Annotated in this window: 8 protein-coding genes; 3 read left to right on the forward strand and 5 right to left on the reverse strand. The window is 60.0% G+C overall.

Features of this window, described 5'->3' with window-relative positions:
* The first annotated feature begins 178 nt into the window (after nt 1-178).
* The 3 genes from ACR0K4_RS16220 (at nt 179) to ACR0K4_RS16230 (ending at nt 7,683) form a co-directional block, all read left to right on the forward strand.
* A complete protein-coding gene (locus ACR0K4_RS16220; RefSeq protein ID WP_480854799.1) occupies nt 179-4,507 on the forward strand; it encodes a CHRD domain-containing protein in 4,329 nt (1,442 codons plus the stop codon).
* 63 nt (nt 4,508-4,570) lie between these two features.
* A complete protein-coding gene (locus tag ACR0K4_RS16225; RefSeq protein WP_480854800.1) occupies nt 4,571-6,316 on the forward strand; it encodes a type I secretion system permease/ATPase in 1,746 nt (581 codons plus the stop codon).
* Complete coding sequence (locus ACR0K4_RS16230) at nt 6,313-7,683, forward strand: HlyD family type I secretion periplasmic adaptor subunit (RefSeq protein ID WP_480521032.1); 1,371 nt, start codon at nt 6,313-6,315, stop codon at nt 7,681-7,683. The genes ACR0K4_RS16225 and ACR0K4_RS16230 overlap by 4 nt, the downstream gene beginning before the upstream one ends.
* Nucleotides 7,684-7,739: 56 nt before the next feature.
* On the opposite strand, the gene urtE is transcribed toward ACR0K4_RS16230, so the two are convergent.
* Genes urtE through urtA form a run of 5 tightly spaced genes read right to left on the reverse strand, consistent with a single transcriptional unit; the run spans nt 7,740 to nt 13,702 of the window.
* Nucleotides 7,740-8,435, reverse strand: coding sequence for an urea ABC transporter ATP-binding subunit UrtE (urtE, locus tag ACR0K4_RS16235; RefSeq protein ID WP_480521034.1), 696 nt, complete (start codon nt 8,433-8,435; stop codon nt 7,740-7,742).
* Nucleotides 8,436-8,438: 3 nt separating this feature from the next.
* On the reverse strand, nt 8,439-9,179 hold the full coding sequence (gene urtD / locus ACR0K4_RS16240) for an urea ABC transporter ATP-binding protein UrtD (protein WP_480854801.1): 741 nt from the start codon (nt 9,177-9,179) through the stop codon (nt 8,439-8,441).
* The gene (urtC, locus tag ACR0K4_RS16245) at nt 9,176-10,405 is read right to left on the reverse strand and encodes an urea ABC transporter permease subunit UrtC (RefSeq protein ID WP_480854802.1); all 1,230 of its coding nucleotides are present in this window, start codon (nt 10,403-10,405) and stop codon (nt 9,176-9,178) included. The genes urtD and urtC overlap by 4 nt, the downstream gene beginning before the upstream one ends.
* A 3-nt stretch (nt 10,406-10,408) precedes the next feature.
* The gene (gene urtB / locus ACR0K4_RS16250) at nt 10,409-12,361 is read right to left on the reverse strand and encodes an urea ABC transporter permease subunit UrtB (protein WP_480854803.1); all 1,953 of its coding nucleotides are present in this window, start codon (nt 12,359-12,361) and stop codon (nt 10,409-10,411) included.
* Between the two features lie 60 nt (nt 12,362-12,421).
* Nucleotides 12,422-13,702 (reverse strand): urea ABC transporter substrate-binding protein, encoded by a 1,281-nt coding sequence (urtA, locus tag ACR0K4_RS16255; RefSeq protein ID WP_480854804.1) that lies wholly within the window; start codon nt 13,700-13,702, stop codon nt 12,422-12,424.
* Nucleotides 13,703-13,782: the final 80 nt, after the last annotated feature.

The raw sequence follows: 13,782 nt of genomic DNA on the forward strand, positions 1-13,782 counted from the left end.
TATATTAATCATAAATTTTTTCCAAACCTCGCGATCCACGTGATTATTCGCTTTGGTTATATGCCCCATTCAAAGGAAGAATTTCAAAAAGATGGGCTGGTCCGCACTTGTTGAGACAGCGGACAGCCGGTTCTCCGGTTGGACCTCCGCCTGACAAAACGCAACCTAGGAGATCCCAATGCTTTCCGACTTCCTCGCATCCTTGCGCGCCAGATTGCTGACGACCTCGTCACTGGCCCAGGAGACTGTCCGTGACGGGCAGACACTCAGCAACGGTTTTTTTCAGAACACTGTTGTCGACAACACACCGGCTTTCGTGCTGGACAATGATTTTGCGCGTCTTCTCAACTTTGGTCAGATCACCACCAACAACGCTGTGGCGGCTGTTTCAGTTGAAGGTGAAAACGCACAGGTCTTTAACTTCCGCACGGGCAGCATCGAGGCGAACTCGGGCCCGGACGCACTGGCAACCGGGATTCAGGTGACCGGCAGCGCGGATATCCGCAACTTTGGTGAGATTGCAGGCGAGTTCAACGGCGTCCAGTTTGCGGGCGCGGGCAGTTCAGGCACTCTCGACAACTTCCGCGGCGGCGTGATCTCTTCCGATAGCCGTGCGGTTGACATTCAGGGCGAAGGTGTAAGCGTTCGCAACTTTGGCGACATCATCGGCACCGGCGACCAGCGCAACGGAACGATCTACACCAACTCGACCGCAGAAGATGTCAGCATCTCGAACTTTTCGGGCGGCACCATCGACGCGGGCGAAGGCAATTCGGGCGCAGGCGTCTCGTTCCAGGTTGGTGATGAAGTTAATGATCGCGTATCGAACACATTGTTCAATGGCTTTGGCGCGACCATTCAGGGTCGTGGTCAGGAAGCATCGAACACCCCCGGCGCTGGTGATGGGGTCCGCTTTGATGATGGTGCCGACGGCGTCGTCAACGAGGTTGACCTGACCAACAGCGGCTTGATCTCGTCCGAAAGCGATCAAGGTACTGCAGGCGGTATCCGCATCGCGGACGGTGCAAACTCCGAAGGTCGTATCCTGAACACCTCGACCGGTGTGATCGAAGGCGTTCGCAACGGTCTGTATATCGGTGAGGGCGAACACGATCTGGACGTTTTCAACTTTGGAACCATCCAGTCGGGCAGCCGCGCTGTGAACATCGACGGAACCGGGGTTGATCTGGTCAATGGCGGCACCATTCTGGGCACCGATGATCAGCGCAACGGTACAGTCTATGCCGATGGCACCGCCGACGACTTCTCGGTGCGCAACCTGGCCAACGGTCTGATCGACGCGGGCGAAGGCAATCAGGGCTCGGGCTTTGGTGCCGAGATCGGCAGTGCCGAGGACGGCGCGAACACCTTCTCGCTGGAAAATGACGGCATCATTCTGGGCCGCGGCAACGCAGGTGCCGCTAGCAACCTCGCTGGCGACGGCGTGCGGATTGGCAATGTCGGCAACGAAGGCACAACCGATGCCACCATCACCAACACGGGCACAATTCTGTCCGAAGGTGCAAATGGCACCGTCGCTGGTGTGCGTGTCGTCAATGGCGTGAATTTCCAGGGGACCTTGACCAACGCGGGCCTGATTGCAGGTATCCAGAACGGCGTCTACTTCGGCACCGGAGACCATTCGGGTGGCTCGTTTGTAAACACCGGCACCGTGACTTCGGACAGTCGTGCGGTGAACATCGATGGCTTTGGTCTGGATGTACGCAACGAAGGTGACATCCTGGGTACTGGCGATCAGCGCAATGGCACCGTCTACGCGGACGGAACCGCCGACAACTATACCTTCACCAACACCGGTCTGGTCGATGCAGGCTTTGGCAACAACGGCTCTGCCGTATCGCTGCAAACCGGAGATGTGGACGGAGACGTGGTGTCAGCCGCGATCTTCAATGAAGGGACCTTCCAGGGTCGCGGCGACGCGACAGAGGGTAATCAGGTGGGCGACGGCCTGCGTCTGTTCAGCAATGTGGAAGACGCAAGCTTTGCCGGTCTGGTACAGAACAGCGGTGTAATCGCAGGGTCGGAAGACAGCGACGCCGCAGCGGGTATCCGCGTTGATGGTGGCCTGAACATCTTGGGCGCAATCGTCAACGAGGGTGAAATCTCGGGTCAAGTCAATGCCATCGACGCGACCGAGGCAGGCTCAGTGACATTCGTTAACGATGACGAAGGTGTGGTAAATGGTAATGTGTTGCTGGGTGCCGGAGATGACATTGTTGTAGACCTCGGTCAGATCAACGGTGTCATCGACGGCGGTGCCGGGGATGACGTTCTGATCGCCGGAGACGGGGACAACGTGATCGTTGGTGGCCTTGGAAACGACTTCATCGAAGGTGGTGAAGGTTTTGACACCGCAGATTTCTCGGATCTGGATGTCGCCGTAACTGTCAATCTGGATGCCAATGGCAACGGTACTGCAGTGCGTGACACCGGGTTCAATGTCAGCGTTGTCAACGCGTCTGTCTCGAACCCCGGTCAGTTCGGTTCTGCCATCGCAGACGGTGCCGCGTTCGTCGAACAGGCTGCTGCCGAGAACCTGTACTTCAACATCCATACTGCTGACTTCCCGGCTGGTGAGATCCGTGGACAGTTGCTGGTTCAGAGCGACGTGACCGAGGATGGTATCCGCACGATCACTCTGGCCGGTCCGCTGGATGCGGCACAGGAACCCGGACCGCTGTCCGACAGTGAAGCCACCGGTTTCGCGACGGCAACAGTTGTTCAGAACCTGGAGACCGGTGAAGTCACCTATTCCAGCGAACTGAGCGTCACCGGCCTGAACGAAGCTGATCTGCTGACCCCGATCCCGGGTGTTGTCTCGGCCATCCACCTGCACAATGCACCTGCTGGCCAGAACGGTCCGGTGGTTCAGGACACGCTGGTGGACGCTGGTGCGACCCTGGACACCAGTGCCACAGGCGGCTCGGGCGTGATCGGCGAAGATGTGATCGACAACCAGATCGAAACCGACATCCTCAGCTCGATCGAGCGGGTTGTGGGCTCCGATGACAGCGACACCGTTGATCTGTCCGCTTTCAACGGTGTCACGATTGATCTGGACCTCAGTACCCCGTCTCCGAACCCGGCTGGCAACGGCGATGAGGGTCCGCAGGACGGAGCCATCATCCAGAACGGTGTGATCGTTGCCGAAGTCGATGACTTTGAAAACGTGATCGGCTCCAGCGGCGATGACCTTATCCTGGGCAACAACGAGTTCAACATCCTCGACGGCGGTGCCGGGAACGATGCGATCCACTCGTTCGGTGGTGCGGATGTCATCATCGGTGGTGAAGGCACGGACACAGCGCTGTTCACCGCAGGGCCGGGCGTTGTTCTGGACCTGGATGAAGAGGGCAACGGTGTTGCTTCGGTCAACGCACCGGAAGGCGCGACCCTGGATCAGGTGTTCGGTTTCGAGAATATCAACGGCTCGAACAACCTAAACAGCCCGAACGGCGGTAACGACGTTCTGTCTGGCAACTCGGGTGTCAACGTTCTGAACGGTCAGAATGGCGACGATGTGCTGCGCGGTGAGGGTGGTGCTGACGTCCTGATCGGTGGTGCGGGCAACGACACGCTGATCTCGGATGGTCTGGATACGATCGATGGCGGCGAAGGGATCGACACAGTCGACTTCTCGGATGTCGAAGCCAGCGATCCGAACATCTTCGGTCCGTTAAACGGCGTCATCGTTGATCTCGATGTGAACTCTGCCGGTGCCGTGGGTACCCCCAGCCAGAGCGGTGGCGTGCTGACAGCACCTCCGGGCGTTCTCGGAACTCCGGTTCCCGAAGACGCGATCCTGGCCGAGATCGATGATGTCGAGAACATCGTCGGGTCGGACTTCAACGACGGGCTCTTCGGCAACAACGAAGTCAACGTCATCGAAGGCGGCGCGGGCAACGATGTCATCCACGGCTTTGCAGGGAACGACTTCCTGGCCGGTGGTGAAGGGATAGATACCGCTCTGTTCTCGGCAGCCCCGAACGGTGTTGTGGTCGATCTGAACAATCAGGTCTCGGCCGAGCAGTTCGAAGCCTTCGCATCCGGCGAGCAGATCGCCAGCGGCGATGACTTCGCGGCAACGGGCGGCGCTGGCAACAACGTCCTGTCCGGGTTCGAGAACGTGTCGGGCAGTGCGACTGCCGGTGACATCCTGATCGGGGATGAAAACGCCAACACGCTGAACGGTCAGGGTGGCGATGACGTCCTGAACGGTGGCGGCGGCGACGACATCCTGATCGGTGGCGCAGGCAACGACACCTTCGTCTTTGAAGGTCAGTTCGGCAACGACGTCATTCAGGACTTCGAAGTAGGTGCTGACCGCATCGAACTGGGTGACTTTGGCCCCGACTTCGACGGTGTCGTCAATGTCGCACAGGACGGCGCAGACGCAGTCGTGAGCTTCGCCAGCATCGGGTCCTCGGTCCGTCTGGAAGGCGTGAACGCAAGCGACCTGAGCCAGGACGACGACTTCATCGCCTGATCAAAGACCAACGGGGTGGCGGCGCAGGTCGCCACCCTTTCACCCTGAAAAGAGATCACCGTCATGTTTCAGAAAAAATCATCCGTCAAAACAGCCTGGGCCTCGCTACGAGGCGGCTTTTTCGCAATCGGCTTTTTCAGCCTTGTTCTCAACCTTCTCATGCTCGCCGGTCCGCTTTATATGTTGCAGGTCTATGACCGCGTGCTGACCAGCCAGAACATGGACACCCTGATCGCCCTGACGCTGTTGCTGGGTGGCGTGTTCATCGTCTCGGGTCTGCTGGACCTGATGCGGGTCCGTATCCTGAACCGTCTTGGTGCCCGGTTTGAGCTTAAGATCGGCGCGCCGTTGCTGAAAGCCTCGATCCAGCGCCGCCTGCATGGCAAATCCGCCGCGGGCGACAATCCAGCCGCAGACATCACCGGTTTGCGCGACTTTATCTCGGGTCCCACGTTGATTGCGTTCTTCGACGCGCCGTGGATTCCGATTTATCTGGCGGTGCTCTACATGCTGCACCCCTTTCTTGGCGCCCTTGGCCTTGCCGGTGCGCTCATTCTTACAATTCTGGCCCTGATCAACAATTCGCGTGCCGCCGGCGTCATGCAGGATGCATCCCGCGCGCGCAGCAGGTCCGACGCTTTGTTCACCGCGAGTGAGCAGAATGCAGAGCTTGTCCAGGCAATGGGGATGAATGGTGATCTCGCCCGGCGCTGGACAGCTCTGCAACAAGATGCCCATCACCTGAAAACCCGCGTGTCCGACCGCATCGCGAGCTTTTCGGTGATGTCCAAGACGATCCGTATGGCGCTGCAATCGGGAATGCTGGGTCTGGGGGCGGCGCTGGCCATCACCGGACAGGCCACCGCCGGGGTGATGATCGCCGCGACGATCGTGCTGGCCCGTGCCCTGGCCCCGATTGACCAGCTGATCGGCCAATGGCGCGGTTTTCTGGCGGCGCGCGGGTCTTACAAGAACCTGCGGGCGCTGGACGAGGCCTTCCCTGCGCAACCCAAGCGTCTGGCGCTGCCGCATCCGCAGTTTTCGATGAATACGGTGATCACGCAGGCCGGGCCGCCGCTGGCGCGCAACGCGACCATCGGCGGGATCGAGTTTGCCCTGACGGCAGGAGATGTGGTTGCCGTGATCGGTCACAGCGGATCAGGCAAGACCACGCTGGCCAAGATGCTGGCCGGTATCTGGACACCGCAACGCGGCGCGATCCGGTTGGATGGCACACCGATGGCCAAGTGGGACCCTCAGGATCTGGGCCAGATGGTTGGATACCTGCCACAGGACGTTCAGCTGTTCGATGGCACCATTCGCGAGAATATCGCACGTTTTGCCACTTCGATCGACGATGCCAAGGTTTTTGAGGCCGCCGTCACCGCCGATGTTCATGGCCTGATCAGCGACTTGCCGGACGGGTATGACACACAGCTTGGCAACGGCTTTCACCTGTCGGGCGGTCAACGCCAGCGCATTGCGCTTGCCCGCGCGTTGTATCGCGACCCGTTCATTCTGGTTCTGGACGAGCCGAATTCGGATCTGGATTCTCAAGGTGAACTGGCGTTGCGGAATGCCATCCGGGCGGCCAGTGCGCGCGGGGCCATTACCTTTGTGATGACCCATCGCCCCAGCACGCTGGAGGCCGTGAACAAGGTTCTCACTCTCAACAAGGGCACGCAGACCGGGTTCGGAAACAAAGAGGACATTCTGCGCCCTCGTCAAACCGGCCTGCCTGCACAGAACAAGCCCCAGATCGCCACACATGATGCGCAGCCCCAAGCACAGAAAGGAGCAGCCCAATGACACCGGCCGTTTACAACAAACCCGATCAAAGCGTTCTGCGTCTGGAAGATTTCAACCGGGTCGAACCAACGGTTTCGGGATCAGGCATCAAGGGCTTTGTCTTCCTGGGCCTGATGATCGTGACCAGTTTCGTGGGCGGCACCGTCTACTGGGCGGCGTCCTCCAAACTGGACGGTGCGGTGGTTGCGCCAGCCTCGTTTGTGGTGGAGGGCAACCGCAAGACGGTTGAACATCTGGACGGCGGGATCGTTAGCACAATTCTGGTCGCGGATGGCGATCTGGTCGAAGCAGGGCAGACGCTGGTCGAACTCGACAGCACCGATCTGGACGTCAATCTGGACGTGATCAAAAGCCAATTGGGTGAACTGACAGTGCGCCGGGCCCGGCTGGTGTCGCAAATCCGGGGCGAAGACCGCTTTGAGCGCGCGGATGTGGCCGACATGTTGCGGGTTCAGATGGACAGCCGCGACTGGGATGACGCTTTCCGAACCCAGAAGCTGTTGTTTGACGCCGAAATCCGCACGCGTGCGGCCGAGCGCAACCTGCTGGACCAGCAAATTGCCAATCTGGAAGAGCAGATTCAGGGTCTGACGTCTCAGCGGCAGGCCAATGCGCGCCAGATGGACATTACGCGCGAAGAGCTTGGCAACCTGGAGACCCTGCAAGCCAAGGGATTGGTTGCGGCGAACCGTGTGAACAGTCGCCGCGTCGAGATCGAGCGTTTGATCGGTGTGGATGCTTCGCTGACCACGCAGGCAGCGCAGGCCCGTAACCAGATCAGCGAGCTGAAGCTGGCCAGCATCGGGCAGGAGACGCAGCGCGCCGAGGCCGTTTCCAGCGAGCTGGCGCAGGTCGAGGCGCTGCTGGCCACGCTCGAGCCGCAATATGTCGGAGCCTCCGAGCGTCGCAAGCGCGTGGCAGTGACGGCCCCGGTCAGCGGGCGCGTGGTTGGCATGACCGTCTTTACCGCAGGCGGAGTGGTGCGCCCGGGCGAGGCCATTCTGGATATCGTCCCGGCCGATCAGCCGCTGGTGGTCGAAGCACGGGTCAACACTGCCGATATCGAAAAACTCTATGTCGGTCAGTCGACCCGCGTGCGCCTGTCCGCCTTCGATCAGGGCGAAGTGCCCGAGGCCACAGGCAAGATCACCGATATCTCGGCCGACAGTCTTGAGGATGACCGCACCGGTGAGCCTTACTATCTGGCGCAGGTCAAGCTGGATCAGGCGCAGCCCGAGCAGGTCGCCGCGCTGGAACTGGTGCCCGGGATGCCCGCCGATCTGTTCGTCAACACCGGCGAACGCACCGCGTTGAGCTATCTGGCGCAGCCGTTGCGGGACCGTTTGGCGCGCACGTTCATCGAATGAACGCAGCGGTCGAGCAGGAAGGGCCGTCGGTACTGCGAACCGGCGGCCCTTTCGCGTTACACCGTGACGCCTTGCAGCACCTGATCGCGTGACAGGTCAGCCTTGCGCCCCTGCATCAGGATTTCGCCGCGCCGTAACACCACGAATTGGTCGGCCAGATCGTAAGCAAAATCGAAATACTGTTCGACCAGCACAATGGCCATTTCGCCTTTGGTTCTGAGATGGCGGATGACCTCTCCAATCTGTTGGATGATATTGGGTTGGATACCTTCGGTTGGTTCGTCCAGCAGAAGCAAACTGGGCTTGGTGATCAAGGCCCGCGCGATGGCCAGTTGCTGTTGCTGACCGCCCGACAGGTCTCCGCCCCGTCGGTTCTGCATCTGTTTGAGAACCGGGAACAGCTCGAAAATCTCGTCTGGTATGAAGTGTTCGTCAGTGGGCAGGCAAGCAAACCCGGTCTCAAGGTTTTCGCGTACGGTCAGCAGAGGGAAAATCTCACGTCCTTGGGGGACATAAGCGACACCTTTCCAAGCCATCTTGTGCGCGGGTAGCGGGGGAAGGTCTTCATCGTTCAACTGCACCTCGCCGCCCGAGCGGGGATGTGTGCCCGAGATCGCCTTGATCAGGCTGGTTTTTCCCACGCCATTGGTGCCCATAACACAGGTCACCTCGCCCTGCGCAGCCTCCATCGAGATGCCATAGAGGATTTGCGAATGCCCGTAATGCAGGGTCAGATCGGTCAGTTTCAGCATTGCCTAACGCCCCAGATAGACGTCGATGACGTCCTGATTTGATGTGACATGATCCAGCGAGCCCTCAGCCAGAACCGAGCCTTCATGCAGGACTGTGACCTTGCAGTTCAGGCGCCGGACGAACTCCATATCATGCTCGACCACAACGACGGCGCGGGTCTTGGCCGCCTGTACCAGCAGATCGGTCGTGTGTTCCCGTTCCTGCGGGGTCATTCCGGCGGCGGGTTCATCAACCAGCAACAAACGCGGCTCCTGCGCCAGCAACATACCGATCTCCAGCCATTGCTTTTGCCCATGGCTGAGTTCACCGGATTTGCGGGTCAGTTCGTCCTTCAGGCCGATTTCGACCGCCAGTTGTTCGACCTTTTCAAGGTCGCCCGCCGAAGGCCGATAGAACAGCACACCCAGCCAGCCGCGCTTGTTCTTCAGCGCCATCAGCAGGTTTTCCTGCACGCTCTGATCCTCGAACACCGTGGGTTTCTGGAACTTCCGCCCAATCCCGGCCTGCGCGATCTTGGCCTCGCTCATACGCAGCAGCGATACAGATTTGTCACCCCAGATCACACGGCCCTCGTCGGGGCGTGTCTTGCCGGTGACGATATCCATGAAGGTGGTCTTGCCCGCCCCGTTCGGACCGATCACCGCACGCAGTTCCGCGCTACCGATCTGGAAGGACAGGTTGTTGATGGCGCGGAACCCGTCGAAGGTGACTGAAACGCCGCTGACTTCTAGCAGAGTGTTCATTCCGTAGCCTCCTTTTCGCGCAACGCGCCGTCATCGGGCCCAAGGGCCGCGCCGTGGCGCTGTGGCGTGCGGCGGTTGGTCCAGAGGTCGAACAGCCCTCCGATCCCCCTGGGGGCGAACAGCGTGACGAGCACAAAGGACACGCCCAGCAGCACTTGCCACCAGTCGACCCACTTGATCGTGTAGAAGCCCAGCAGGATGTCCGGGGCCTGCCCGCCGGTGAACCATGTGCTGAGCAGGCTGACAAACGCCGCGCCGATGACTGCGCCGTACAGGCGACCACGCCCGCCGATAGCGACCCAGACGGCGAGGTAGATCGAGGCGATGGGGGCCATCTCCTCGGGGTTGATGATTCCTGCCTGCGGATAATAAAGCGCGCCCGCGATGGCCGCGATGCAGGCGGTGAGCGTGAAGACGGCGAGCTTATAGACCTCGACCGAGTAGCCAAGGAACCGCACCCGCGCCTCGTTATCCCGGATGCCGCGGATGACCGAGCCGAACTTGCCCGACACGATCCACGCGGACAGCATATAGCCCAGCCCCAGGGCCAGCGCCGAGGCCCAGAGGAACCAGATCGACACCACATCCTGCGAGGCGGTGACACCCGGTAGGTTCTGCAAGCCCGACAAGCCATTGTTCCCGCGTAGGCCGCTGTCGTTCTGGAACAGGTACAAGGCTAGCGCTAATGTCATGGCTTGGGTCAGGATCGACAAGTAGACGCCCGTGACCCGGCTGCGGAAGGCGAGCCAGCCAAAGATCAACGCCAGAAGGCCCGGCACCAGTACGACCAGTGCCAGTTGCAGGAACAGGCTGTCCGAAAAGGCCCAGATCAGCGGAAATTCGGACGATCCGACGACGCCGAAGATTTGCGTGCCGATGGCGTCTACCACCTCGGATGGCGTTGGCGGGATATCGGCTTGGGACAGCGACTCGACCACGATCAGGCGGGTGCGTTCATACATCAGCCACATGCCGATCATATAGCCGCCCAGCCCGAAAAAGGCGAAATGGCCCAGCGACAGGATGCCGTTGAAGCCCCAGACCAAATCCATAGCCACAGCGATCAGGCACAGGCACAAGGTCTTTCCCAGCGTCTTGACGAAACTGGTCGAGATCACACCAATCCCGAACCCTTCGGACAGGACGGTGACGCCCAAAGTGAACAGCGACAGGATGGCCAGAAAGACCAGTACCGAGGGGTTCTTGGCGACAAAGCTGCGTTCCATGGCTCAATCCCCCGCTGCGCGGCCTTTGATGGCGATGATGCCCCTTGGCCGGAACTGGATGAAAATGATGATGAAGATGATCATGTAGGTTTGGGCCGCGAGGGTGTTTGACGGGTTCATCCACTCGATCCCTTTTTGCAGGAAGCCAATCATGCCTGCCCCTGCCAACGCGCCCCAGATATTGCCGACCCCGCCGACAACCACGGTCATGAAGCTTTGCACGATGTAGTCGCTGCCCAGATCAGACGTCACTTTGGCAAACAGGCCAATCGCGACGCCTGCAATCCCGGCGATGCCGGAGCCGAGCCCGAAGGTCAGCATATTCACTCGCCCCGGATTGATGCCCATCGACCCGGCCATGCGGGGGTTTTGCGTCACCGCGCGCATCTCAAGCCCCAGCCGGGTGCGCTTCATGATGTAGAGGAACAGCCCCAAAAAGATCATCGCCAGCACGAAGATCGCGATACGGATATAGCTGATCGAAACCACGTCGTTCAGCACCCACGCCCCGTCCAGCCAGCCGGGCGCGGTCAGAGGCCGGGCCTGTGTGCCGAAGATGTTCTTGGCCAGCTGTTGCAGCGCAATCGAAATGCCGAAGGTCGCCAGTAGCGTCTCCAACGGGCGCGAATACAGCCAGCGGATCACCAGCCGCTCCATCGCGACGCCCATAGCGAAGGTGACGGCAAAGGCCATCGGGATGGCGACGATGATCGAGAGCGTATGGTCGGGGATGAACTGCTGCACCACGTAGCCGGTATAGGCGCCCATCATGATGAACTCGCCATGGGCCATGTTGATAACGCCCATTACGCCGAAGGTGATGGCCAGACCGATGGCGGCCAGGAAATAGATCGAGGCCAGAGAAATCGCGTCCAGCGTCAGGTCAAGGGTCTGGTTCAGGCCGACCTTCAGCTCGATCTGTTCGAGCGCTTGCGCGGCGGTCGCGGTCACTTGAGGCGAGGGTTCCGTGTAGGTATCAAAGAACACATGTTCAGCCAGCGCCGCGTCTATGTCGGCCTCGGTCACCAAGGCTGGAACGACCCCGGCCTCAGCCAAAGCTGCATAAGCCCGGGCGCGCGTGGCATCCGTATTCAGTTGGGCAACCGGAATGTCACCAACGCGGCCACCGTCGATATTGGCCGCTAGAGCGGTCCGGATATCATCCGTTGACACACGCGGGGATGCCAGATCACCGGTGACCAGTAAGTCATAGGCCTCATCGCGCGACAAATCACTGGAACCCGGCTCTAAAACGGCGGCGATATTCGCATCGGATGGAAGTTCGGCTGCCGCCTGTCGTGTCGTGACGATCAGAGGGTTCAACGCGCCACGGACGTCGACGCCCAGATCGCCGGACATGTCCTCAATCGCGGCCACGCGCGCCGCGCTATCTTCGTCATATCCAATCGTCAGCAACCGTTCGAGCCGCTGTTTCTGGGCCTTCAGGTCGGCATCGGGTTCATCGTCAATCGACGCGCGCAGCGGCTGTAGCAAAGCGCCTTCGGGATCGCGTTGGATGGATTGCAAAGCGGCCAGCCGCCGCGCGCGGTCTGGGTCAGTCAGTTGGAACTGCACCAGAGCTGTCCCGATCATCGCGCGGATGCCGCTGTTGGGTTTCAGTTGTTTGAGGTCGGATTTCTCAAAGGTGCCAACCACTTCGCCGGTGTCGAAATCGGCCAGCTCATACGACCGCCCTTCACCCTTTTTGCCGGCAAAGAACAGGCCGTCGGACTTGCGCATCCAAACGTTTTTGGCGGCCCACGTCTCAAGCATCACCTGCGCTTGCGGCAAACCACTGCTAGCAATCGCATCGATCGCAGGCCCGATCGTCTTGCGCGAGCTTTTGGCGATGATCTCCTGATGTTCTTGCAGGATCGGTTGCAGACCGGCCTCTTGCGCGTTAGCGGTCAGGCAGGCGCATAGGATTGCGAGGCCCGCAAGGTATAGTCGTAACATGTGGTGAAACCCGAGATGTCTTGGGGCAAGGCGGGCGTGATCGCCCACCTTGCGTGTCGTTTAGTAATTCGACAGGGTCTGAACGCAGGTCTCGGTCTCGGTGTTGTACATACCGCAACCCAGTTCTTTCCAATCCGATACCAGAACCGCCGATTCCGGCAGGAAGTCGGTCCAGGCGTCACCCGGCACAACGTCGGTTTCGCTGATGATATCAAACTGACCGTCTTCCTGAATTTCACCGATCAGAACCGGCTTGGCAAGGTGGTGGTTCGGCAGCATGACAGCGGTTCCGCCGGTCAGGTTCGGGAATTCCTGCCCGTACATGGCGGCGCGGACGTCGTCGACTTCGGTCGATCCGGCCTCGGTCGCGGCATTCACCCACATGTTGAAGCCGATGTAATGCGCCTCCATCGGGTCGTTGGTCACGCGGTCTTCGCCCATGGTGGCTTTCCATGTTTCGACGAACTCAGCGTTTGCATCGGTATCCGCCGACTGGAAGTAGTTCCAGGCGGCCAGATGGCCCACGAGGTTGGTGGTATCCAGACCCGAAAGTTCTTCCTCACCGACCGAGAAGGCCACGACAGGAATGTCATCCGCCGAAACGCCCGCAGCGGCCAGTTCCTTGTAGAAGCCGATATTGGCGTCGCCGTTGATGGTCGAGATTACGCCGACCTTCTTGCCATCCGCACCCAGCGCGACAACGTCCGCCACGATCTTGGACCAGTCAGAGTGGCCAAACGGGGTGTAGTTGACGAAGATATCGTCATCCGCGATGCCTTTACCCTTCAGGTAGCTTTCGAGAATATTGTTGGTGGTCCTGGGGTAGACATAGTCCGTGCCGAGCAGAGCGAATTTCTCGACCCCCAGTTCCTCCAGGAAATAGTCGGTCGCAGGGATCGCCTGCTGGTTCGGGGCGGCACCGGTGTAGAAGACGTTCTTGGACGATTCTTCGCCCTCATACTGAACCGGATAGAACAGCAGGCCGTTCAGTTCCTCGATCACGGGCAGAACCGATTTACGGCTGACAGATGTCCAGTTGCCAAAGATCACATCCACCTCATGCACGCTCAGCAACTCACGCGCTTTTTCCGCAAACAGCGGCCAGTCGGATGCGGGATCGACCACAACGGCCTCAAGCTGCTTGCCCAGCAGGCCGCCCTTGGCGTTTTGCTGGTCGATCAGCATCAGCATGGTGTCTTTCAGCGTGGTTTCCGAGATCGCCATGGTGCCCGACAGCGAGTGCAGAACGCCGACCTTGATGGTGTCTTCTGCCGACAGCGCAGCGGTGGTCATGGCGGCGAAGACGGCCGATCCGGCGAGCGTGGATTTGAGAAATGACATAGAGTCCTCCTGGCGGGGCGGCACAGAAGACTTGCGTTAAGACGCCGTCTTCTTCTACCTGATCCCCGCAACTGTTGTTG

It is taken from the genome of Ruegeria sp. K11 (genome assembly GCF_056531905.1).

Excerpts from the sequence above, each read along its gene's own strand:
- ACR0K4_RS16220 (WP_480854799.1), top strand. The coding sequence starts at position 179 with ATGCTTTCCGACTTCCTCGCATCCTTGCGCGCCAGATTGCTGACGACC.
- ACR0K4_RS16225 (WP_480854800.1), top strand. The coding sequence starts at position 4,571 with ATGTTTCAGAAAAAATCATCCGTCAAAACAGCCTGGGCCTCGCTACGA.
- ACR0K4_RS16230 (WP_480521032.1), top strand. The coding sequence starts at position 6,313 with ATGACACCGGCCGTTTACAACAAACCCGATCAAAGCGTTCTGCGTCTG.
- urtE (WP_480521034.1), bottom strand. The coding sequence starts at position 8,435 with ATGCTGAAACTGACCGATCTGACCCTGCATTACGGGCATTCGCAAATC.
- urtD (WP_480854801.1), bottom strand. The coding sequence starts at position 9,179 with ATGAACACTCTGCTAGAAGTCAGCGGCGTTTCAGTCACCTTCGACGGG.
- urtC (WP_480854802.1), bottom strand. The coding sequence starts at position 10,405 with ATGGAACGCAGCTTTGTCGCCAAGAACCCCTCGGTACTGGTCTTTCTG.
- urtB (WP_480854803.1), bottom strand. The coding sequence starts at position 12,361 with ATGTTACGACTATACCTTGCGGGCCTCGCAATCCTATGCGCCTGCCTG.
- urtA (WP_480854804.1), bottom strand. The coding sequence starts at position 13,702 with ATGTCATTTCTCAAATCCACGCTCGCCGGATCGGCCGTCTTCGCCGCC.